18 protein-coding genes and 1 tRNA gene are annotated in these 22,040 nt (G+C 63.4%); 10 read left to right on the plus strand and 9 right to left on the minus strand.

Annotated elements, in window-relative coordinates:
• Positions 1-408: 408 nt before the first annotated feature.
• Positions 409-2,001: an RNA repair transcriptional activator RtcR gene (gene rtcR, locus MT490_RS13135; protein WP_297388378.1), complete on the minus strand. Its 1,593-nt coding sequence runs from the start codon at positions 1,999-2,001 to the stop codon at positions 409-411.
• Positions 2,002-2,261: 260 nt separating this feature from the next.
• On the opposite strand from rtcR, the gene MT490_RS13140 reads away from it, so the two are divergent.
• The 6 genes from MT490_RS13140 (at position 2,262) to MT490_RS13165 (ending at position 9,783) form a co-directional block, all read left to right on the plus strand.
• Positions 2,262-2,340: transfer RNA gene (locus MT490_RS13140), tRNA-Pro, on the plus strand.
• A 16-nt stretch (positions 2,341-2,356) separates the two neighbouring features.
• The gene (locus MT490_RS13145) at positions 2,357-3,907 is read left to right on the plus strand and encodes an RNA-binding protein (protein WP_297388381.1); all 1,551 of its coding nucleotides are present in this window, start codon (positions 2,357-2,359) and stop codon (positions 3,905-3,907) included.
• 552 nt (positions 3,908-4,459) lie between these two features.
• Positions 4,460-5,686 carry an RtcB family protein gene (locus tag MT490_RS13150; RefSeq protein ID WP_297388384.1) on the plus strand — a complete coding sequence of 409 codons (1,227 nt, stop codon included), beginning with the start codon at positions 4,460-4,462 and terminating at the stop codon, positions 5,684-5,686.
• Between the two features lie 72 nt (positions 5,687-5,758).
• Positions 5,759-6,775, plus strand: a complete 1,017-nt coding sequence (rtcA, locus tag MT490_RS13155; RefSeq protein WP_297388387.1) for an RNA 3'-terminal phosphate cyclase — start codon at positions 5,759-5,761, stop codon at positions 6,773-6,775.
• 501 nt (positions 6,776-7,276) lie between these two features.
• Positions 7,277-8,347 (plus strand): hypothetical protein, encoded by a 1,071-nt coding sequence (locus MT490_RS13160; protein ID WP_297388390.1) that lies wholly within the window; start codon positions 7,277-7,279, stop codon positions 8,345-8,347.
• Positions 8,329-9,783, plus strand: coding sequence for a metallophosphoesterase (locus MT490_RS13165; RefSeq protein WP_297388392.1), 1,455 nt, complete (start codon positions 8,329-8,331; stop codon positions 9,781-9,783). The genes MT490_RS13160 and MT490_RS13165 overlap by 19 nt, the downstream gene beginning before the upstream one ends.
• Positions 9,784-10,072: 289 nt before the next feature.
• Here MT490_RS13165 and MT490_RS13170 read toward each other — a convergent pair whose 3' ends face one another.
• From MT490_RS13170 to MT490_RS13190, 5 genes are all read right to left on the minus strand, one after another.
• Complete coding sequence (locus MT490_RS13170) at positions 10,073-11,521, minus strand: hypothetical protein (protein ID WP_297388395.1); 1,449 nt, start codon at positions 11,519-11,521, stop codon at positions 10,073-10,075.
• Between the two features lie 153 nt (positions 11,522-11,674).
• A complete protein-coding gene (locus MT490_RS13175; protein WP_297388398.1) occupies positions 11,675-12,367 on the minus strand; it encodes a hypothetical protein in 693 nt (230 codons plus the stop codon).
• 2 nt (positions 12,368-12,369) lie between these two features.
• Positions 12,370-13,965: an adenylosuccinate synthetase gene (locus MT490_RS13180; RefSeq protein ID WP_297388401.1), complete on the minus strand. Its 1,596-nt coding sequence runs from the start codon at positions 13,963-13,965 to the stop codon at positions 12,370-12,372.
• A 251-nt stretch (positions 13,966-14,216) separates the two neighbouring features.
• Complete coding sequence (locus MT490_RS13185) at positions 14,217-14,588, minus strand: hypothetical protein (RefSeq protein ID WP_297388404.1); 372 nt, start codon at positions 14,586-14,588, stop codon at positions 14,217-14,219.
• Positions 14,589-14,807: 219 nt separating this feature from the next.
• Positions 14,808-15,041 carry a DUF2188 domain-containing protein gene (locus MT490_RS13190; RefSeq protein WP_297388407.1) on the minus strand — a complete coding sequence of 78 codons (234 nt, stop codon included), beginning with the start codon at positions 15,039-15,041 and terminating at the stop codon, positions 14,808-14,810.
• A 140-nt stretch (positions 15,042-15,181) separates the two neighbouring features.
• Here MT490_RS13190 and MT490_RS13195 point away from each other — a divergent pair, with 140 nt between their 5' ends.
• Together MT490_RS13195 and MT490_RS13200 are read left to right on the plus strand one after the other, a co-directional pair.
• Positions 15,182-15,496 (plus strand): helix-turn-helix transcriptional regulator, encoded by a 315-nt coding sequence (locus MT490_RS13195; RefSeq protein ID WP_297388482.1) that lies wholly within the window; start codon positions 15,182-15,184, stop codon positions 15,494-15,496.
• Positions 15,493-16,413, plus strand: coding sequence for an ImmA/IrrE family metallo-endopeptidase (locus tag MT490_RS13200; RefSeq protein ID WP_297388410.1), 921 nt, complete (start codon positions 15,493-15,495; stop codon positions 16,411-16,413). Before MT490_RS13195 ends, MT490_RS13200 begins: the two co-directional genes overlap by 4 nt.
• A 54-nt stretch (positions 16,414-16,467) precedes the next feature.
• Here MT490_RS13200 and MT490_RS13205 read toward each other — a convergent pair whose 3' ends face one another.
• Together MT490_RS13205 and traA are read right to left on the minus strand one after the other, a co-directional pair.
• Positions 16,468-17,052, minus strand: a complete 585-nt coding sequence (locus MT490_RS13205; protein ID WP_297388412.1) for a DUF6118 family protein — start codon at positions 17,050-17,052, stop codon at positions 16,468-16,470.
• 9 nt (positions 17,053-17,061) lie between these two features.
• Positions 17,062-19,878 (minus strand): Ti-type conjugative transfer relaxase TraA, encoded by a 2,817-nt coding sequence (traA, locus tag MT490_RS13210; RefSeq protein ID WP_297388414.1) that lies wholly within the window; start codon positions 19,876-19,878, stop codon positions 17,062-17,064.
• Positions 19,879-20,050: 172 nt separating this feature from the next.
• On the opposite strand from traA, the gene MT490_RS13215 reads away from it, so the two are divergent.
• Both MT490_RS13215 and MT490_RS13220 read left to right on the plus strand, forming a co-directional pair.
• Positions 20,051-20,374: a conjugal transfer protein TraD gene (locus MT490_RS13215; RefSeq protein WP_297388417.1), complete on the plus strand. Its 324-nt coding sequence runs from the start codon at positions 20,051-20,053 to the stop codon at positions 20,372-20,374.
• Positions 20,286-20,627: a conjugal transfer protein TraD gene (locus MT490_RS13220; protein ID WP_297388420.1), complete on the plus strand. Its 342-nt coding sequence runs from the start codon at positions 20,286-20,288 to the stop codon at positions 20,625-20,627. Before MT490_RS13215 ends, MT490_RS13220 begins: the two co-directional genes overlap by 89 nt.
• A gap of 131 nt (positions 20,628-20,758) precedes the next feature.
• Here the strand turns inward: MT490_RS13220 and MT490_RS13225 are convergent, their stop codons facing one another.
• Positions 20,759-22,039, minus strand: coding sequence for an ATP-dependent helicase (locus MT490_RS13225; RefSeq protein ID WP_297388423.1), 1,281 nt, complete (start codon positions 22,037-22,039; stop codon positions 20,759-20,761).
• Position 22,040 lies beyond the last annotated feature (1 nt).

Raw genomic sequence — 22,040 nt, forward strand, 5'->3', positions numbered from 1 at the left:
AAAGGACATGTACGAGCAGCTTGTTGCTTAACCTGATTACTCGCGCCCTGAGGCCACGAGACCAGGAGCCGCCGCCCACATGTCCCTTCATCTAAATCACTATGTCAAAGAGCGCGGACCTGCCCCGCAAGGAGCCTGCCCCACACTAAAAGGCGCATGTCGGACTGCAGAACAATCCGCCAGGAGCCAAAGAGCGTGATTTCTCGCGTCGGTCGTGAACCACCGCGAAAGTTCCGGCGACGCTTTCGCATCGTGCCGGGAGCGCCGCATTTATGGAGGCGGCCCCGACCCGTCAACCCACAGAATCAAAAAAAGTGACATAAATCGATTCCGTCCGGCGCTCCGCGGGAATCCGCCGGCTCGACCCTTCCTGCTGCGCGGCTCCGGCATCGAAGCCCGGCCCGGTCCTCAGAGATCCGTTATCCGCGTCCAGTCCAGCCCGAATCGTCCCAGGTACTTCCGCAGCCGATCGGCGTCGTTGGCGCTGGTGCGTCGCGTGCGCGACGCCGCGAAGAGCGTGCGCCCGGCCTCGGAAAGCGAACGACTCTTCCGACAGATGCGAACGGCCTCGGCGAGCTGCACGCGGTCGAACGGATCGATCTCCGCAAGCGCCTCGGGCGCAAGAATCTCCGTCAGCACGCTGGCGCCGTCGTCACGCTGCCCGGACCATAGGCGCTTCAAGCGTCCCATCTCGGCCTCGACGCAATCCATGTCGATGCGGCCTTTGGGGCTGAGCGTCGCCATGCGGGTGACGCTGGCCGCGAGATCGCGGAAATTGCCCGGCCAGTTCGCGTCCGGGCTGGTCGCGAAGGCGAGATAGCGCTGACGTGCCTCCTTGTTGAAGCTGGCACGATCGCCCTCGCGCTCGGCGAAGCGGTCCAGCTCATAGTCGAGATTGGGCTCGATATCCTCGCGCCGCTCCGCGAGACCGGGCAACTGGAACGTCCACAGGTTGAGCCGAGCATAAAGGTCGTCGCGGAACGTGCCCGCGGCCACCGCCTCACCCAGATCGCGATTGGTGCCGGCGATCAGCTGAAACTCCGACGCCGCCTCCTTGTCCGAGCCCACGGGCAGGAAACGTTTGTCCTCGATCGCGCGCAGGATCATCGCCTGCTCGTCGAGCCCCAGCTCGCCGATCTCGTCGAGGAACAACATGCCCTCGTCGGCGGCACGCAGCAGCCCGGGCCGATCCGCCACCGCGCCGGTGAAGGCGCCCTTGCGGTGCCCGAACAGGGCGGACATCGCGCCATCGCCCTTCAACGTTGCGCAATTCACCTCGACGAAGGTCCCTGCGATCTGGTGCTTGAGACGCTTGAGCTCGTAGATGCGCCGGGCGAGTTGGCTCTTGCCCGCGCCGGTCGGCCCCATCAGCAGGATCGGCGCCTTGGACCGCAACGCCACCCGCTCGATCTCGTCGATCATGCGGTTGAAGGCAGCATTCCGCGTCTCGATCCCGGATTTCAGAAACGAGGTTCCTTCCTGCGCGGCAACGGCGAAGCGCGTGGCGATGCTGTCGTAGCGGGACAGGTCGAGATCGATCGTGTTCCAGATCCCCGCAGGGTTGAGCGTACCGCGTTCGGGTTGGGTCTGGAGGAGGCGCCCGGGCAGATAGCGCGCTTCGGTGAGCAGAAAGAGGCAGATCTGCGCCACATGCGTGCCCGTGGTGATGTGGATCAGGTAATCCTCAGCCTCCGGATCAAAGGGCTCGGCGCGGGCGAAGTCGAGGAGCTTGCCGTAGACTTCCTCGAAGTCCCACGGATCGCGGAAGTCGAGCACGCGCATTTCGACCGCGGTCTCGGGCGAAACCGACGCGATGTCCTCGGCGACATATTCGGCGAGGCGCCGGTGCGCGGTGCCATGGATCAGGGTCAGCCGATCGACGCGGAGATCCTGATGCATCGCGAGTCCGACGGTCGGGCGCCACTTGTTCCAGCGGGATGGCCCGAACTTGCTGGCGTCGAGCGTGGAGCCGAGGAATCCGATCACGACATTAGGCTTCATGCTTATACGATAAGATAATCTCTGATCCGAATCGATAGGGGTTTCTGTGGACTTCAATTGGTCGGCGGATCGCTGATTGACAATCAGTGCTCAATCTAACGCCGTATTATCAATCTCTTATCGGAATTTGAGCCGCGCTACCGGCAAGTTGGCACGCGTCCTGCGAAGTAGATTGTCGTCGGATGGGAGCGGTCGAACCTTCCAGCCGGCGGCAAGATGCGGGGCGGCCGGAATGGGCCGGCCGCCCCAAAAGGAATTCACAGGGCGTAGCTCAGTCTGCGCGAGAGCGCCCGCCTTGGGAGCGGGAGGTCGCAGGTTCAAATCCTGCCGCCCTGACCAGTTGAGGAGTTGGACGATGGCCAACAAGGGACTTTTCGCTTCGGCAGTGGCGAAGCTGTTGCCGCGTGCGGACACGCTGAACCGCGAGTTCGCCCCGGCCTACACCTATGGGCCGGAGCACAAGCTCGCGCAGCTCGCCGCGACCGGCACGCTGGCCGACAATTTCTACGGCGCCGCGGAAACGCAGCTGGCCGAGGTGCTGGAAGCGGCACGCGCTTGCGATCCCTATTTCGTAGCGCAGGCCGCTATCTATGCCCGCCAGTCGGGCGCGATGAAGGACATGCCGGCGCTACTCGCGGCGTACCTCACCGTCGCCGATCCCGATCTGGCGGTCCCGGTGTTCAACCGCGTCATCGACAACGGCCGCATGCTGCGCAACTTCGTGCAGATCATGCGCTCGGGCCAGGTCGGCCGGACGTCGCTCGGCTCACGGCCGAAGCGTCTGGTCCAGCGTTGGCTGGAGCAGGCGTCGATGCCGCAGCTGATGGCCGCGGCGACGGGCAAGGATCCGAGCCTGGCGGATATCGTCCGCATGGCTCACCCCAAGCCCGCCGATGCGGCACGGCGCGCCTTCTATGGCTGGCTGATCGGCCGTCCCTACGACGTCGCCGCACTGCCCGCCGAGATCGCCGCGTTCGAGGCATGGAAGGCGGACCGTTCGCTTCCGCTGCCGCCGGTGCCGTTCGAGTGGCTGACCGCCTTTCCGCTCACTGCGGAGAATTGGGCGGAACTGGCCGGGCGCATCGGGTGGCAGGCGCTGCGGATGAACCTCAACACGCTGGCGCGCAATGGCGCGTTCGGCGTGGCGGGGGTCGCCGACATGGTCGCTGCGCGGCTCGCCGACGGCGATACGCTCGCGAAGGTCCGTCCCATGCCCTACCAGCTGATGGTGGCGCTGGGGCAGGTCGGTGAGGGCGTGCCGCTCAAGGTCCAGGCGGCGCTGGAGGATGCGCTCGAGCAGTCGCTCGTCCGCGTGCCCGCGGTGCCGGGCCGGGTGGTCGTCTGCCCCGACGTGTCGGGATCGATGGGTTCGCCGGCGACCGGCTATCGCAAGGGCGCCTCGTCCAAGGTGCGGTGCATCGATGTCGCGGCTCTGGTCGCGGCGGCGATGCTGCGGACCAACCGCGATGCCCGGGTCCTGCCGTTCGAGCAGGCGGTGGTGAAACTGACGCTGGATCGCCACGCCCGCGTCGCCGTCAATGCGGCGAAGCTGGCGGCGATCGGCGGGGGCGGAACCAGCGTCTCGGCGCCGTTGGCGCTGCTCAACGCGGAGCGGGCGCAGGTCGACCTGGTCGTGATCGTCTCGGACAACGAGTCCTGGGTGGACGTCACCCGCGGCGGAGCGACCGCGACGATGCGCGAATGGAACGAGCTGAAGCGCCGCAATCCGGGCGCCAAGCTCGTGTGCATCGACATCCAGCCCTACGGCACCAGCCAGGTGCCGCAGGGTCGGGCGGACATACTCAATGTCGGAGGCTTCTCCGACGCGGTGTTCGATGCGGTCGCGCGCTTCGTCTCGAACGAGACGCGCGACTGGGTGAGCATCGTCAAGCAGACGGAGGTCTGACGAATAGGGCCGTGGCGAATGCCGACGGGATTACATTGCTCCAAGGGGAAACCCGAAAGTCCAGAGTAGAGCGCCCGGGAAGCAGAAATGCCGAACGGGAGATGGGGTTCGAGTCCCCCCGTTGCAGCGGTAGCTCAAGGACGTTCTCGTCACTCTTGTCGCCACGGCCCGATACGAACATCACGGCGAATGCCGGGCAGGACTACATATGGTAATGCGGGTGTCGCGGGTTCGAATCCCGCCTGCTCCTCCTGTGGGCAGTAGCTCAGCGGATAGAGCACCGGCCCTTCGGGGCAGTCCTTCCCATCCCTCGTCGCCGTGACCCATTTTCTCCGGCGGATGCCGCGTTGGACTACACCTTGCCAAAGTGTCCCCTCGGGGAACGTCCAGCGCACCTCTCGCCGCCGGAACCCAATGCAACGCTGGCGAATGCCGGCGGGACTACATGGTAAGGCCGCAAGGCCGTGGCGGTTCAAATCCGCCCCCGGGCCCGCCCGGGCTGTCTCGCCAAACATCGTCGCCGGCACCATGATCGAATGTAGAGGAAATACCGTGACCGAGACTTTGTACGACAATCAGCACGTCGAGGGGGGCGTGCCGATCAAGATGTGGACGCGCGGCGTGCCGGTCGAGGACGAAGCGCGGGCCCAGCTCGCGCGCGCGGCGCGGATGCCGTTCGTGTTCAAGCACGTCGCCGCCATGCCCGACGTCCATGTCGGCATCGGCGCGACCGTGGGCTCGGTGATCCCGACCAAGGGGGCGGTGATCCCGGCGGCCGTGGGCGTCGATATCGGCTGCGGCATGATGGCGGCGCGTACCTCGCTGGCGGCGGGCGACTTGCCCGACAATCTGGAAGGCATCCGCTCGGCGATCGAGCAGGCGGTGCCGCACGGCCGTTCGGTCGGCCGCGGCAAGCGCGACCAGGGCTCGTGGGGCGATCCGCCCGCGGCCATCGTCGAGGCCTGGGCGACGCTGGCGGCGCGGTTCGATCGGATCACCGAGAAGTACCCGCGGTTCAAGAACACCAATCAACTGGTGCATCTGGGGACGCTGGGCACGGGGAATCACTTCATCGAACTGTGCCTCGACGAGGCGCAGCGTGTGTGGGTGATGCTCCATTCGGGCTCGCGCGGGATCGGGAATGCGATCGGCAGCTTCTTCATCGAGCTGGCGAAGCAGGACATGCGCAAGTGGCACATCAACCTGCCCGACGAGAACCTCGCCTATTTCCCGGAAGGGACCGACCATTTCGACGACTATGTCGAGGCGGTCGGCTGGGCGCAGGATTTCGCCGCGCTCAATCGTCGGATGATGATGACCAACGTCATCCGCGCGCTGCGGGGACAGATCGCCAAGCCGTTCGACGCGGAGCTGGAGGCAGTCAACTGCCACCATAATTACGTCCAGCGCGAGAATCACTTCGGCGAGAATGTGCTGGTCACCCGCAAGGGCGCGGTCCGCGCGGCCAAGGGCGTGCTCGGGATCATCCCGGGATCGATGGGCGCCAAGTCGTTCATCGTGCGGGGACTGGGCAACGCGGCATCGTTCGACAGCTGCAGCCACGGCGCTGGGCGCGTGATGTCCCGCACCGCGGCGAAGAAGCTGGTGACGCTCGACGAGCATATCCGCGACACCGCGGGCGTCGAGTGCCGCAAGGACGAGGGCGTGATCGACGAGACCCCGAAGGCCTACAAGCCGATCGAGGCCGTGATGGCGGCGCAGGCCGATCTGGTCGAGATCGTCCATACGCTCAAGCAGGTGGTGTGCGTGAAAGGGTGATCAGGCGAGAAGCGGCATGCCGCAGCCTGATCACCGACGCCCCGATCGTCTCTTCCTGGAATTGGTGAACACATGATCGTCATCGACGGAGCGGAGGGCGAAGGCGGCGGCCAGGTGGTGCGCAACGCGCTTGCGCTGTCGCTGGTCACGGGCCGGCCCTTCCGCATCGCCAATATCCGCGGGGGCCGCGAGAAGCCGGGTCTGATGCGCCAGCATCTGACCGCGGTGGAAGCGGCGTGCGCGATCGGCGGGGCAACCTGCGAGGGCGCGTCGGTGGGCGCTTCCGAGTTCGCCTTCACGCCCGGCAGGGTCGTGCCCGGCCAATATCGCTTCGCGGTCGGCACCGCGGGAAGCACAAGCCTGGTGCTCCAGACGGTGCTCATGCCGCTCCTCTTGGCCGACGCGCCTTCGCGCCTGGTGCTGGAGGGCGGCACGCACAACATGATGGCGCCGCCGTTCGAGTTCCTCGAGCGGGTGTTCCTGCCCCTCGTCAATCGCATGGGGCCCAGGATCTCCGCGCGGCTCGTACGGCACGGCTTCTTCCCCCGCGGCGGCGGGCGGATCGAAGTGGAGATCGCGCCGGCCCCGCTGGCGCCGATCGATTGCGTCGAGCGCGGCGCGCTGCGATCGGTATCGGCCACGGCCCTGTTCGCGGCGCTGCCGTTCAACATCGCCGATCGCGAGATCGAGACGGCGCGCAGGCTGCTGCCCGATTGGCCGGAAGAGGCCTTCGCGGTGCGCCAGCTCCCCGACGAGCAGGGGCCCGGCAACGTGCTGCTGCTCGAAGCGGCGTTCGAGCATGCGACCGAGATCGTCACGGGCTTCGGCAAGCTGGGCGTGTCCGCCGAATCGCTCGCCAGGACCGCGGCGCAGCGCATGGCCGGCTTCCTGGCTTCCGACGCGTTCGTCGGCCCCTATCTGGCGGACCAGCTTCTGCTGCCCTTCGCGCTGGCGCGCGGCGGATGCTTCACCACGGTGAAGCCGAGCCAGCATGCGCGGACCGCGGCAGAGGTGATCGAGCGCTTCACCGGCCAATGCTGGGTGTTCGAGCAGCAATCGAACGGCTGCCACCTGGTGCGGCTTCCGTAGGCGGGACAGCGTCGTGCTTCTCTGGGCGCTCAACCCATTCGCGGAAATGTCGGCGAATGGGAAAATGGTGCCCAGAAGAGAACTCGATTAGTTTAAATAACAATTTGAATAGATTAGATTATCTAGAAGTAAAAAACTCTACAATACCCATTTAATGGCCAGTGTTTTTTCACTCTGCTTAATTGTTAGACGATTTGATTACATTAACTCCCAAGTTATGTCAAATTGTCTTGCTATGTCCTCCACGTCTTTGGGCTGTGAGTCACTAGGCTGCGAGGATATCTTCAATGCGCGCGCTGAGCCTGAGCCCGGGCACTGCGGAGCCGACCCGATATCAGCGCTGAATGACACATGCGGTGTCGTTTGCCGCCCGTCCGCTTACGGCGCGGCGTTATCACCGACGAGTGGCTCGAACTGCGTGGAGAGAGGTCGTTGCTCTCGGGTCCTCCAGCTTCGCGCTTTGAACAGATCCGATGGGGACGATGGGGAAACGCGTTCCTAATGCAGCAAACGCCGCTTTGCCGTCAGCGCGGGCAGCGAAATGGCGGAAAATCACTTCCGAACTCACGGTCCAAACGAAATCATGCCGAAGAGCACATCGCCCGGTGCGCTGGTCTCTATGCGGTGATATCGCGATTACAGATGTTCGATCCCCCCTCCCCTCATCCCCTGGACCACGACTGGCGCTACGACGAAGCCACCGCTCGGCGGCTCGCGGATCGTCTCACCGGCATGCAGCCGGTGCTATGCCTTGGCGCTCCCAGCGTCGCCCGTCTTCTTGAACAGCGGGGCGTCGACGTCACCTTAGTGGATCGACAGCCATTACAGGGCGTCGCGCGCCATTTGGTCCAGTCAGTCGAGCGGTTCACCGCAGACCGCCGTTACCGGTCAGCCCTGGTTGACCCGCCATGGTATCCGCGTCAGCTTCAAGAATGGTCCAACGCTGCGGCTCGCGCGGTCGGCAACGGCGGCGCGATTCTTGTGTCGGTGTGGCCCTGGGACACGAGACCCAGTGCGCGTGCGGAGCTGGACGACGCGATGAGCATCTTCGGCCGATGGGCGGTAGTCCGGCGCTCCGTCGACAGTTTGCAATATGAGCCGCCGCAGTTCGAGCTCGTGGCCCACCGACACGCCGGGGAACCCGATCTGTCGCGATCCCCATTGGTCGGCGAGCTGCTGCATCTCACGGTCACCGGAACGCCTCCCCCGCCATTCGTCCTGTCGCCGGGCGTCAGATGGCGTCGCTTCACGGCGGACTGCTATCAGCTTGCAGTCCGGGAGGGTGGAGACACCAAGCTGGATATCGCCTTCGTACCGGGCGCCGATGGCTGGCACTGGCCCTACGTGAGCGCGCGGGCCCCTGACATCGGGCGAATCGACGTCTGGAGCTCAGAAGGGGAGGTAGCCGGCTGCGGCGCGGGCGACGCTCTAGCGGCAATCCTGCGCCGCGCCTTAGCCAGCCCTGACGCGCGCGCCTTCGACGAGGCCATGGCGCAGGCCCCGTCCCTGCTCACGTGGGGAATTCCACGTCCGCCATACAAGAGATGGATAGAATGGCAGCACCAGCAATAGCACTGCGCTTCCGTGACACGACGGTGGGTGTGGACACGATCGACGAACACCGCAAGCTGCTCGACCAGACCGGCAGGGTCGGCTGGGGCTGGTGGAAGAAGGAGTTCGAGGCCGCCGAGCACGAGCGGATCTTCGATCTCCTACGAGAATCGGAAGAGGTCGAGATTGTCCTCATCGACCGGTCGACGAGCCGGGCGTTTCGCTGCGCATGCACCGCCTACCATTCACCCGCCGAGGCCGATCCCGCCACCGTGCCGTCGTATTACCGTGACCACCTCGACGAAACCGCCGGCGTGTTCGTCATGCGGTCACTCGCCGACACCGACTTTGACCCCGCGCTCGCGGACGCGATAGGCGACCAGACGTTCCTTTGGATCGGAACCAAGGCCGATCCGACACTCGGCCACCTCGCCGAACCTGCGCAGGCGCCAGGTCGCTCATGTGTGCTGCATTTGTCCGACCTTCACTTCGGAGCGGACTACGGGTTCAGGCTCCAAGACGAGGCTCTCGAGATCGGCGACCCGCGGCGCACCCTCACCGAATGCGTGGTGGAAGATCTGAAGCGGCTCGGATTGGAGAACGAGATCGCCGCCGTGATCGTGACGGGCGACTTCATGACCAACGGCAAATTCGACGACGATCCGAAAAAAGCAGCCTTGGCGGAGTTCGACGCGTTGCGATCGGCGCTCAGACTTGAGCGGGATCAGATCATCGCGGTGCCAGGCAACCACGACGTCGTGCGCTACCCGCCAGGCGAGAAGATCGATATCCGCGACCGCGCCGTGGAGACGCAGACCAATTCGAAGCACGAAATCAGTTTCCGGCTTTTCGTCGACGAGCTCGTCGGCCGCGACTGGAAGGCGTCCCTGAACTATGTGCGCCGCATCCACCTGGGCGACGCGGACCTGGATGTCTGCGTCCTCAACTCTTGCACCGTGGTGGCCACCGAGTGGACCGAATACGGCTATGTTGGCCGCAGCGGCCTGGATGCGATCGCCGAGCTGCGTGGCAAGCCCGCTGAGCGACCGACCTTCCGCTTCCTCGCGCTCCACCATCACTTGCTGCCGGTCGCGGGGGTCGAGGCTCCGAAGTCAAAGGGGGTGACCCTGACCCTCGACGCCTCCGACCTGCTGATGGCCGCCCAGCGGGCTGGCGTGCACGTCGCGCTGCATGGGCATCAGCACAAGCCCAAGATAACGCGCTACCAGAACTTCGGACTGAACGGTGAACCGACCTTCGATCCGATCTACGTCGTCGCGAACGGCAGCGCAGGGGTCAGGAACGCGAGGCTCCCGGCGGGAGAGCGGAACACCTACTGTCTCTTCAGGCTCGACGCGGGCTCCATCGAGCTCTGGATTCGCGAACTGCGCCTCGACGGAGCGGCCGGTGCCCAGACGTTCCAGGGCAATTTGCCCGCCTCACCCCTAACGAGCTAACGAGGGAGCGCTTCGGCCGGAAAGCGCTCCTCCGCCCAGCCATGCCCGCTTCCTCGACCAGCCAAGACTGGGCCTTGAACAGACTTTGAATAGTGCCGAACACCGACGCGACACATGGGGGAGGTCCGCGCCCGCATTCAGATGGTCGATGATGACCGGCTCGCCAAAGGCTCCCGGTCGAGCCTAGCCTGTGGTGTTAGCCACATCTCGGCGGCTCGCTGAGCCTAATCTTCGACTGTTCGGCTGCGCCCGCACTAATGCATCGAGCCGAATGATGGATCTTGCACAGCTAGATTCCGCCGGTCGCGATCCGCGCGGGGCGTCCGGCGCGGCGCAGGACATCCGCAATATGTGAGGTCATCCCGAACTGCCCGATGACGTTGACGCCGCTTCCCTCGGGTGCGTCGGCGAGCAACACGCGAAGCGCCTCCAGGCCGTCGCCAACGGTGAAATCCAGCCAGTGCGTTGCGTCACCCGGTACAACTTCTGTCGCTGTCGATGCTGTAGCCCCGAGATGCAGCTGCACAATCCACGTCTTTTGCCCGTCATGCACCCACTCGAAGCGTACTGGTCCGAATGCCGTGTCCAGCGCGCGAAAGCTTGTCACAACGTCGCTGATAACCCGCTCAGGGAGTTCCTCCGGGTCACGCGCGCCGAGCATAAACAGATCACCTTCCCCGGCGAGACCCTCGACCGCCAAGGTATCGTCCGCCTGGACAATCGCCGCGCCCGAAAATCGTGCCGGGACCGCATCCTGCCTGAGCACTGAAGCCAGCACATCGCAGGAGGGGTCTTCCTTCGTGAGCAGCGCGAACGGGTCGGTCCAACCCTTGACCGTGGTGTATAGCCCGGGGTGTGGCTCGGCCGGACAGGTCCGCGTCCACACCTCCGACGACCCGGTTGCCGTGCCGAACGAGAAGGGCGCAATCCGGCGCGGTATCGCCAGCGTACGCGGCACCCGATGTCCAGCCAGATGCGCCATCAGCAGCCCGAACGCCTTGTCACCAATATGGCGACTGAAGCGATTCGGCCAGCGCGCGGTCGCCTCGGCCTGACCGGGCACATCATCCTCTTGCTCCCAAAGCAAGGTATGCGTTCCACGCCACCCCCGCCGTAGCGGATGGATCGAGAATTCGGTGCGCCGACCGGGCCGGCTCTCGAGCTCGGGACGGAAGCCGTAAACCAAGGTCAACAGCTTCATGCCGACCTCGAACGGCAGCGAAACCACGCCAGGCTTCTCGACGCAGCGAGGCGTATCGTCGGGAGCAAACTCGATAAGGTCACCCTGGACCACGCCCGACACGCCGCCATCACGCACGTCAATCGTCTCGTTTACAATCAGATGTAGCCCCTCATTGGCGAACCGCGTGACGACGGCGAGCGCGGCCTCGACCGACGTCAGGCCATAGACAAACTCACGGCTGCGTGGGTCATGAGGCAAATAGCTACGGACGTTAACCATCGCGCTGCCGCTAGCGGCAAGCAGCGCGGCAATCGCCTCGATGGCGCCGGAAAACGGGGTGTTCGGGTCCATGTCGCGCAAGCGGCAGAAGGACTGCTTCAGACCGCCGGCGACCGGACGCAATGCAACGAACTGCGCGACATTCGCCTCATCCGCGAGACGATCGAGCACTTCGTCCTTTTGCAGGTCCATTGTCTTTGCGTCCTCCCAACCGGCGCTCAACTGGCTGATGTTTTGCCGATCCCGCATATTACGGATCGCGGCGTGATGGCCCATGCAATTTTCCCCGAATCTGAATCACCGCACTCTATACGTGCGAACAGGCCCTCCGGTAGAGAGGCGAATAACAAAGGAACGATTACGAACCCTACATGAAGGCACTGGCATGCACCATTTGCGGCGAGCCGAGATCGGCACGCCGCCAACATGCTAGGGCTTGTCCGACGCCACCGCGTGCGGCGCTTTCCAGATTTCCTTGAGGATCTTATCGTCGCGCACCGCATGTACAGCGAGTACAAAATCGGCAACGTCCGGCACCGAATGATCGACCACCAGTTCGACGACATTATTTGATGGCTGGCGCGTCTTGGCCCGCGCGGCGAACGGAAAGTCGGTAATGCGCTTGAATGTGTCCAGGCCTCGCGGCTGCGCTTTGAACAGAGTGGAGCCGCTGTTTATCGGGCTGAGCCAGATGCGTGGTCCATGCTTTGCAACGAGCGACGCCGTGTCCAACGTCAGCACGGTCTGCGTGACGTTGCGATAGGCGCGCGCACCGAGCAGACGCCAGATGCGTTCGCGCGACAGCCAAAAGAAGGTCCGCGAGTTGAGTAGCTCATACCATTGTTGCGGCGTCAGCCCGTCCTCAAGGCAGTTCGCCAGAACGTCGTCACGCATCGGCTTTTGATCGCGTAGCACTGCCAGCGGCATGCCTTCTGCTTTGAGCGGTACCGATTCCGGCCGACGGCACGACCCTAAGGTGTGGCGCTGCGGGTCTTTAATCCCATAATCATCGAGTAGTGCCGATGCACTTTTCAGGCCATGGTTCCTGATCGCGTCCCAAGCGCCGTCATGAGCCATATGATATAGCCGAGGGTAGTGCGTGATCAGCTCGTCCTGCGTCATGTCTAAAAATTCCGTTCAATCACGCCGTCGAGGGCGAATTCCTTTGAAATAAGCGTGACCGCGGTGCCCGCGACGCGCTCCAGTCGTACGATGAAGTCGCGCGCAGCTTCGTTCAATTCATTGAATGTAGTTGCTTTGCGATTTTCGACCCCGAGATAGTCAGCAAAGGTAACAGCGATATCGGTTGCACCATTCAATTCCGCTGAACGCCGGATCTGCGCCCAGTCAAACTCGGCAACGCGACGCTCGACACCCGAGATTGTGCCTTTCTCGACCTTGCGAAATTCATCTAGCGAAATGCCCGAGCGCTTCGAGACGTCGGCTAAGGTTAGGTTACGACCCATCCAGCCCGAGGTGCCTCCCACGCGGATTGGGTAGGTGCGCACCACCATAATCACCTTGCGTATGCGATTGGGCGAGATGCCGGCATCCGACAGGCAGCCGGCCGCCGACGTTTCGCGCGAGGTGACGCTCGGCCAAAAGCCATGATGGATACTGAGCAGGGTACCCTGCGTGCCTTCCAGTAGCACACGCGTACCATTGGCAAAGTGCTTGTCGAGTTCCGCACGCACATCGCGCACGAAGTCGCGCAACTGCGCGACGTCCCTCGCAAGGCACACCGGCGGCCCGAGCATCGGCGTGGCGCCGCGATTGGCTATCTTGCGGGCGGAGGCGGCGCCTACGCCCTGTTTAGTCGACGAAATCGATCCCAGCGCTCCTGCTTCGAGACGGCGGTCCTCGTCATCAATGACCATCGCCTGCGGATCGATCGATAGTCGCTCGGAGGTAAGCTTCAGATCCATGATTTCGCGCAGCAGTTGCGGCAGCCACAACGTCGATCCAGCGCCGATCAGAATCTTGGCGTCCGGGTTCGACCCGGTGCCCGAGGGCAGCTGAACATACTTATACTCCGGCTCCTTAACGAGGTGCCCAGCATTCGGCCCGCCGATCCGCATCAGCACCCCGTAATGCTTGGCAAGATGCGCGCAGACATTGCCCTTGCCCTCGCTGCCATATTGGCCGCCGACGATCACGTCGACCAACGCTGCCCGCTCACGCACGCCTGGACCCTCCCGCCAGTCAAGCGCGGTCGCGGCAAGCGTCTCGGGCGCGACATGGTCGGCGTCGAGCACTAAATCCGCGATCTCGCACAGCGCTCCGACTGACGCCTCGGTGGCGTTCAGCCGGACCTCTTCGTAGGTCGCGAACTCCTTCAGATGCGGCGGGCGACTGAGATACCGACGCGACAGAACCTCGTCCTGCGCGTGAAGATGGACGTGGAACACTTTGTCGCCCCAGCGCGCGCGCAGCGCCGCGACCTGCGGAACGATCCGCACCGAATCGAGCAACAGGACTGCATCTGACGCCTCTTGGCTCTCGCGCTCGGACACGGCGTCGACGACCCAAGCGCCGCCTGTATCGATATCAAGCTGATCGCCGGCGGCTTGAAGTGCACGACGATCGTCCAAGGTTCCGGTACGTGTTTGAATGAACTTGCGGGTCGAGACTTTGAGCGCGCCGCTCAGTTTGATGAGCTCGTCACCAAACGATGATTTTCCGACCGCAATCGGGCCTGACAGAACAATGAGCAAGCGCATTCAATCCCCCCGGATGAACAATACGACACAGTAGAGCAGCAATTCTCAGCCACGTCACGGGATTGCACATCAACGCCACCAGATCGGATACAAGTTGAAGTTCTGTCGGCGGGGTGACGCCTTCGATGAGTTAACCCCCAAAATGTTGCCGGCCATCGATACCTGGATTGCGCTTAGTACAATAGCGCATTCTTCGCTGCTGCTTATCTTTGACGCCAAGCGCGAGTCCCGCCAGGCGCTTTGCGGGGATCTTATCTGTGTCTCCAATCGCCCTCACGACGCGCGCCCCTGCCCGGGACGTTTACCGGGAAAGCCGGCGCGGCAGGCTTCGGCTCATCAGCGAGATTAGCAGCTCCGGCGTCTCGGGACTGGTCAGCCTTGGCCCTGATCGCCGCGGCATAGGTCACCTTCATCTGCGCTGCGACATTACGGATCAGCGGGTTGCTTGAGTATCCGGCCGTTTTCGCGTCAATCGCACGTTCCATCTCGCGAACCGCCTCTTCGACACTGGCTGGATCATTGGGATTGAACCGAAGTTGGGCGATGGTGCCGTCCATCGAACCAAGAACCTTGCTGGCATCGGAGAGCGTCCGCTGCAGCTTGTCTAACCCTGTGATTTTCATGTCTTCCTCACTTTGACCAGTGGCCGAGGACCCATTCCCACTGGCGGCGATCATAGTCGTAGCGCCAGTGCGCCTTGATCCACTTGGTCTTTCCCAATGGGCGCAACGTCTTCATGTTTTGCATCCGATCAATCGGCTTGGGTGGACGCGGGGGGCGAATCTTCCTGAACATTTGCTTCTCCAAAAAAGAAGCCGCAGCTTTTGCTGCGGCTTCGTTGCTTAACCTTTCGGCGGGTTAGGATCGTTGCCGTGGCTGTCGCTGCTGGCGATCTTGCCGTCGCGATTGTGGATGACGAACTCAGTCCCCGCGTTCCGGCTGATCTCCCGCCCGCGATCGACGGCGGCCTGCTTGGTATCGAAATGACCGCTGGACCGTTCACCGCCGCCGCGCTTCACGTCCCAGCCGCCGTCCTTGTTGGGCACCACATGGTGCGTATCACGCCCTTTGCTCATTCGACTTTCCTTCCTTCGTTTCGGTATATTTAGTACCGCTACACCGAACAAAATGCGCGATTGCCATTCGGCAGTCAAGTGCGTAAAGTGCGCCTACACCGAACAACGAAAAATCAAGGAGATAGGTCGCGTTGCCGAACATGCTGGGGGATAAGATTCGGAAACTTCGGAAGGAAAAAGGGCTGACGCTGGACGCGCTTGCCGACCTGACCGATTCGAGCAAAAGCTACATCTGGGAACTGGAGAACAAGAACCCGCCGCGGCCATCGGCAGAAAAGCTGGCCAAGATCGCCGAGAAACTCGACACCACGCTCGAATTTCTTCTCGACGAAGGTGACACGGTGACCGAAGAAGACGCAGCGGATGCCCGTTTTTATCGTGACTATCGAAAGATGGACGCCGCCACCAAGACCAAGATACGCCAGATGGTGAAGCTTTGGGGGGACGATGAATGACCACGCGTCTGTCCCCGCACCGCGCTGCTAACGATCTAACTCGTTTGCTCAATGCGGCGTTTGGGACAGGCCCCGACCGTTTTCCGGTCAATGTAGCGACAGTCGCAAAGGATTATTCGAACCAGTTTTTTCCCGAAGATCCGATAACCCTGGTCAAGGGTGATGCGCTGCCGAATTTCGATGGGGGCCTATACAAGGCCCCTCCCGGCAAAAAGGGCTGGGGAATTCTATATAACGACGCGATCACCTCACCGGGGCGGATCAATTTCACCCTTGGCCACGAACTCGGCCATTATCTGCTGCACCGATTGCTATTCCCGGACGGGCTCGAATGCCGCCCTCAGGACATGGTGCGTTGGGATAGCGAATATGCCGAGATCGAGCATGAGGCGAATGTCTTTGCCGCCGGGCTCCTCATGCCGCTTGATGATTTCCGCCGTCAGATCGACGGACGCAGCAAACCTTCTTTGGATGATCTTGGCACCTGTGCCGATCGCTACCGCGTCTCCCTGATCGCTGCGGCCCTGCGGTGGCTCGAATATACGGAAAGGCGCGCGGTTCTCGTCGTATCCCGCGATGGATATATTTTGTGGTCGCGCTCAAGTGCGTCCGCCCTCAAGACCGGAGCCTATTTCAAAACAAGTGGTCGCCCCCCGATTGCCGTTCCATCGACATCTCTCGCAGTCCGTTCTGACCTGCTCGTGAAAAGCAAGGGCGTCCTGCCGCACGAGGCAGACGTGTGGCTTCACGATCCTTGCGAGGAAATGGCGCTGCTGTCTGACCAATATGATTTCACGATCTCGCTCCTCCATCTCGATAACGCATCGCCGCGTTGGGGACGGGACGAGGAAGAAGAACAAGACGTTTTCGACAAGTTCGCGCCGCAGACAGGCATGCGGCTGTTCGAGCAAGGTTAGGGCAGCGGCTTGTGGGATCGCCGGTGGGCCGATCTAACGATCGCTATCGGGCGCTTACCTGCCGCGTTTTGCTTGTTTCGGACGAGAAGTTGCAACCATTCTTTCGCCGGCCTCTCGTTGATCGAGCCCTATCGTTCTGGCAGCCATCCACTCCGGTATATGCCAGCTTTCCGGGAGCGATCTGGCGACAGCGCCCGGCAGAATAGCCATCAACAGCATCGCGCCCGCCGCGGCACCGATACCGGTGGAGATAAGCAAGCGGCGCTGATGGTGTGCAGCCCGGCCGTGATCGACCATCGTGTCGAGCCGGCCAATGGCCCGAATCATCTCGTCGCGGACGTCATGCATCTGCTTCCGGTCCGCCGCACGCGCAGCTTCGCTGGCCTTGACGATCTCGGCCGCCATCACAGCCGGTGAGAGGCTGATGGCAGGGCTGCGCTCGATCCGGCTCAGGCGGTCGTCGGCACCCTTTTGCACCGCGAGCATCTCGCCAAGCGTGTCGCTATAGTCGGGGATACGCTCGCGTGCGGCGGTCAGTCCTTCGACCGCAGCGCGTGTCAGGCTGACAGCTCTGCGCAGCTCCTCGAACGCAGCGGTCGGATCATCTGCAGGGGCGGTTTGAGTGGATTCGTTGGTCACGGGGCGAGCCTAACGGCTCAATCCCCGCCCACGCGAGAGGCCGGGACTATTCAGGAGCTCGTGGGAAAGTGCCCCCCCACTGAGCTTGCCGATTCCGAGGTCTTTCACCCGATTCCGCAGCAGCGACTCGAGCTGCGGGTCGCGGTGCAGGCTCTTCGCCATGTCCGTGAGATTGCTCCTGACCCGGTCGCCGGCGTCATAGTCGCCGCTGCGCTCATGAGCATGGAGCCGGCGCACGTTGTACTGCCAGGCAGCGACGAACTGATCGGCGCGCCGGGCACCGTCGATCCGCAGCTCGGCTTCCAGCGCCATCGCGCGGATCGCCGCCGCGCTCCTGCCGTTCGCCGCCTGATCGATGAGCCCGTGATCCGCATTGAACGCGCTGCGCAGATCGCGCGCCGCATCCGGCCGGATCGCATCCAGTTCCCTGCCCGCCTGGGCGAAAGCGGTTCGCTGGTGCGGAAGCTCATCCATGCCGCGAGCGCGCATGCGCAGGATGTCCGCGGCGGCGCGGGCATAGCGTTCGACCGCCTTATCGAGCGATGTCGCCTGTGGCTCGGCCGCAGGTGCACGTCCAAGTTTCAAGCCGGCGAACGGAGTGCGCGGCGGCGATGGTACATGCGCCGGTTCCGGCACTCGCTGGTAATCCGACGCCATATCCTTGCCGCGCTCGCGCGACAGCGCACGCACCAACCTGCCCGGATCGGCGAAATCGTCCCGTCCATAGTGGACATCAACCGCATCGCGATGCCGCGACAGCGCGACATAGGCGGCATGCCGGTCAAGCCCGGGCGTGGCGAGCACATGGACGCGATCAACGGTCACGCCCTGCGCCTTGTGCACTGTCGCGGCGTAGCCGTGATCGATGCTGGCATAATCCTTCACGTCGAACACGACCGCGCGGCCATCGTCGAGCATCACCGCCATCCGCGCCGGCGTGAGCGACTCCACCTTGCCGAGCGTCCCGTTCTTCACGCCCAGACTGCTCTCATTGCGCAGGAACATCACACGGTCTCCGGCCGCGAGCACCCGCTCTCCGCGCTCGGCGCTAACCGTGACATCCCCGCCAAGCTCCCCACGCGAACGCAGCCGCTCGCGTGCCGCGATATTGAGCGCGCGGACCTCGTCGTTGGTGTGGGTGAGGATGATCCGGGTGGCGCCGGGCGAAGCGCGGCGATCTCGATCCCAACGCTCGATCAGCTCGCCTCTCGCCTGATCGCGGGTGTCGGTTGCGTGAATGCGCCCACGCTCTTCATATGCCGTAATCGCTTCGGCCGTTCGGCCGGTCGCGAGCTGGCGGGTCGCATCACGCTGCCAATCCTCGCGCTGACGGCGAATCTGGGTGATCTCGACGCAGCCGTGACGCTCGGCCGTGGCGCGGAACGCCGCGCCGGCTTCGATTGCCTGAAGCTGCTCGGGATCGCCGACCAGCACGATCTTGGCGCCGCGCCTCTGCGCTTCGCTGATCACCCGCTCCATCTGGCGCGTGCCGATCATCCCGGCTTCATCGATGACAAGCACGTCGCGGTCGGTCAGCAACTTGCGACCTTGCGCCCATTGATGTTCCATGCTCGCGATGGTGCGCGACGCGATGCCCGATCCACTCTCCAGATTTTCAGCGGCGATGCCGGACAACGCAGCACCCCGGACCGAATAGCCAGCACTCTCCCATGTGTCGCGGGCAACGCCGAGCATCGCCGACTTTCCGGTACCGGCGTAGCCGATGACGACGCCAAGGCCCTTCGCCTCAGTAACATGCTCGAGCGCCGACCGCTGCTCGGTCGAGAGGATCATTCCCCCCGCCGCGGCTCGCGCCAGGGCAGCGTCGCGATGCCGATCCAGCGCGGCGTGACGATCGCGATTCGCCATGACGCTGGTCGCGCACTCGAGCCGCTGCTCGGTCTCGATCATCGCGCGGCTGGTGAAGCGCGGCTCGCCGCGTCCGTCCTTGCCGAGCGCAACCAGTTCGGGCGCGGCCTTCACCGCCGCCATGACGCGATCGAACTGTTCCTTACCTTCACTATGGCGATGCACGAACATCGCCAGGTCGCGCGTGGTGAAGGTCGCCTGATTGTGGGTGATCGCGTCGATCGCCAGCGCCGGATTTGCCAGCAGCTTTTCGCCATTGGCACGAGCGATGGCGTGATGCTCGTCGAGCCGCTCGGACGCCAGACCCTGCGCCGCCATGCGCGACGCGGCCGGGCCGATTTTGTCCTGTGGCTCCAGCTCGATCCCTTGCGCCTGGATCGACCGGTGATCGATGCGCGCATCGATATCGAGTTCGGCAAGACGCTGGTTGACGTGTTCGGCCCAGCGCTCGCGCCATTTCTCCAGCAGGTCGGTCCGGTTCCAGTCGCGGTTCTTCTTGCCGAACCCATCCTCGCCGACGTCGCGCAATGTCAGCATCACGTGCGCGTGCGGCTTCGCCAGCCCATCCGCACCGATGTCCCAATGCACATTGAGGTCGGCGATCATCCCACGATCGACGAATTCGCGCCGAACAAACTCGCGGGCGAGGTCAATCCCCCTTTCTGGGGATAGCTCGCGCGGGATCGCGAACTCGACCTCACGCGCCAGCTGCGAGTCGATCCGCTTCTCTGCCGCCTCGACCGCGTTCCAGAGTTTCTCGCGATCGGAGAGATGCTCGGGTGCACCGTCCGGCAACATCACCTCGGAGTGAACGACGCCGGCCTTGTTCGAGAAGTCGTGGTGGCGATCGAGCCGCTCGTCATAGAGCCGCGACGCCGAGCGATAGGCGGCGGACGCGAGCGCGGACGACCCGTTGGCGCGGGAGATGATCTTGGCTGAGAAGTGGTAGATCGCCATGGCGATCACACCATCTACACTTCAAGCGGCACGTCGGCACGACGTATAAGCGCGCCCTCGAAAGAATTCATCTTTCTCGGGACTGCAGAATCCCACTGCGTTTCAGGGGATTTACGCTGATCGAGCGCTCCGATAACTGGACTGTCCTCATCGCACTATAGAGGACAGACCCATGCGCAAACCTCGCGACTATGACGCGGAACTCAGAGCACTCGATGACAAGGCCAAGCGTCTCAAGGTTCGCAAGGTCCAGCAGCTCGGCGAGCTGGTGGTCGCGTGCGGCGCCGACGCGATCCCGCTCGATCAACTAGCGGGCGCCTTGCTCATCGCAGCGTCGAGCGCTGACCCCACGGCGAAGGAGAACTGGCGCAAGCGCGGCGCCGCGTTCTTTCAAGGATCGCGCGGCGATGGCGACGGCAATCGCCGCAACGGTCGCGGCGCTGCGGCGCGCGCAGGCGGCGCGCAACCGGATGCAACTGACCCGGGCGCGGCATGACACGCGCGTCTGGGCTGTGAAGCGCCGCGAGCGAACGCGCCAGCTGATCGAACTTGGCGGTCTCGTCGCCAAGGCGAATCTGGTCGAGCTAACAGACGATGATCGAGCAGTAATGCTCGGACTCATGATTGAAGCCGCTGCGACGCTGCGGAGCGAACGCCGCGAACAGGCAATTGCACTATGGCGGCGGCGCGGAAAACGCGCCTTTGAGCAATCAGTCGCCGATGAAAATCGTCGTTCCCGCGGCAACTAAGCGCCCCAATCTCAGCCGTTCAGAGACATCGTTGCTTATCCCAGAAGCTGCCGTTCATTGATGCGCTTAACAACCTTGCCCCCGAACCAGGGATTTGGGAACTTAGATTCAAGGCTGTCAGTCCTTGTACGTTATGTGGCCGCCGGTGTCGGCGCGAATGGGGCGCCATCCAGCAACTGCTGCGCCTGGACGAGGACGGTGCAGCTGCGACGCGCCCGCGTGATCGCGTTATAGAGAAGCCGCCGCCGTTGATCATCACCGTTGGGGACTCGGTGCGGCCAGATCACGACCACGTGATCAAACTCACGGTTTTTAGCCTGATGGATTGTCATCGCGGACAAAGTTGGATCGCGCCGGCCGCCAAACTGGCGTCGCCGTGTTACCAGCCGTTCGACTTGAGCACGGACTTCGGCTGCGGCTATGTGGGTAATGCCAGAAGTGCGCTCCTTGCTCTTTAGCCAATCTCTTGTCCGCAGTAGTATCGGGTCGGCGCGGACCTCGTGCAGAGCTGCGATCGCGTCGTTGATCTGGCATTGTCCGTTAAGCGCGACGCGGTTCCAGATACCGTCGAGATCCTCCGCGTCGCTGTTTTCCCAACTGATGGTGAAGGGGCCGCTCTGCTGACGTCCAATCGGTCCAGTCGCAACGCGGGCAACGGCAGCTGCGGCAGGCCCCCCGCGGGACGGTGTCAGGACTGCTAGAGTTCCACCATTTCGCCGAAACCTCACAGCATTGGCCAACCATGTCGCCATCAATGGCAAGCTTGGCGCAGCGGTGAGGCGAAACTCACGGCCTCCATCAGGAATGGCCAATCCTTGCCGGACAGCATCGGCAGCGGCAAGCAACTGAGCAATGTTCGTCCGTCGATTGCCTTGCAACGTAGCTGGAGGCGCGTTCTCCGCGAGCCATGCTTTAATAGGAACGGGGCGAAGTTCGGGCGCGAGGCATTGGAATTCGTCGAACGCCAGGATCACGGTGACCGTGGCCGAAAGGGCTGAAACGATCGCGGTACGGTTGGCGCACAGGTCCTGCGCCTCGTCGACAATCATGATTGGGAAGGAGGATTTTACCCACTGCGCGACGATCGGGATAGCTACGAGCCGGGCCGCTATCGCGCAGCAGGCATCGAAATCACGTTCCCGCGGCACGGCGAACCCAAGATGGGCGATCAGCCTGCGCCAGCGTTGGATCAAGCACCAAGCGAATCCATCCAGCACGACCGCTTCGTAGCGACCCCGGAGCGGCTCGATCATCGAGAGGCGGCTTTCCAGCCGGCGCCGGGAGCCGTGCATGAACGTCACTGCAAGCACGCGCTGATGTGATTCCAGCGGCTCGCGTTCAAGGGCAGCGACAAGTTCGTCCATCAGCCGATGCGTCTTGCCGCAACCCGCCGGTCCTTCGAACGCGGTCATC

The sequence above is a fragment of the Sphingomonas sp. genome (assembly GCF_026460985.1).
In the GTDB taxonomy this organism is placed as follows: Bacteria; Pseudomonadota; Alphaproteobacteria; order Sphingomonadales; family Sphingomonadaceae; genus Sphingomonas.

Bases quoted from the DNA above. Each gene is read 5' to 3' on its own strand.
- rtcR (WP_297388378.1), bottom strand. From the start codon at position 2,001: ATGAAGCCTAATGTCGTGATCGGATTCCTCGGCTCCACGCTCGACGCC.
- MT490_RS13145 (WP_297388381.1), top strand. From the start codon at position 2,357: ATGGCCAACAAGGGACTTTTCGCTTCGGCAGTGGCGAAGCTGTTGCCG.
- rtcA (WP_297388387.1), top strand. From the start codon at position 5,759: ATGATCGTCATCGACGGAGCGGAGGGCGAAGGCGGCGGCCAGGTGGTG.
- MT490_RS13160 (WP_297388390.1), top strand. From the start codon at position 7,277: ATGCAGCAAACGCCGCTTTGCCGTCAGCGCGGGCAGCGAAATGGCGGA.
- MT490_RS13165 (WP_297388392.1), top strand. From the start codon at position 8,329: ATGGCAGCACCAGCAATAGCACTGCGCTTCCGTGACACGACGGTGGGT.
- MT490_RS13170 (WP_297388395.1), bottom strand. From the start codon at position 11,521: ATGGGCCATCACGCCGCGATCCGTAATATGCGGGATCGGCAAAACATC.
- MT490_RS13175 (WP_297388398.1), bottom strand. From the start codon at position 12,367: ATGACGCAGGACGAGCTGATCACGCACTACCCTCGGCTATATCATATG.
- MT490_RS13180 (WP_297388401.1), bottom strand. From the start codon at position 13,965: ATGCGCTTGCTCATTGTTCTGTCAGGCCCGATTGCGGTCGGAAAATCA.
- MT490_RS13185 (WP_297388404.1), bottom strand. From the start codon at position 14,588: ATGAAAATCACAGGGTTAGACAAGCTGCAGCGGACGCTCTCCGATGCC.
- MT490_RS13190 (WP_297388407.1), bottom strand. From the start codon at position 15,041: ATGAGCAAAGGGCGTGATACGCACCATGTGGTGCCCAACAAGGACGGC.
- MT490_RS13195 (WP_297388482.1), top strand. From the start codon at position 15,182: ATGCTGGGGGATAAGATTCGGAAACTTCGGAAGGAAAAAGGGCTGACG.
- MT490_RS13200 (WP_297388410.1), top strand. From the start codon at position 15,493: ATGACCACGCGTCTGTCCCCGCACCGCGCTGCTAACGATCTAACTCGT.
- traA (WP_297388414.1), bottom strand. From the start codon at position 19,878: ATGGCGATCTACCACTTCTCAGCCAAGATCATCTCCCGCGCCAACGGG.
- MT490_RS13215 (WP_297388417.1), top strand. From the start codon at position 20,051: ATGCGCAAACCTCGCGACTATGACGCGGAACTCAGAGCACTCGATGAC.
- MT490_RS13220 (WP_297388420.1), top strand. From the start codon at position 20,286: ATGGCGACGGCAATCGCCGCAACGGTCGCGGCGCTGCGGCGCGCGCAG.
- MT490_RS13225 (WP_297388423.1), bottom strand. From the start codon at position 22,039: ATGACCGCGTTCGAAGGACCGGCGGGTTGCGGCAAGACGCATCGGCTG.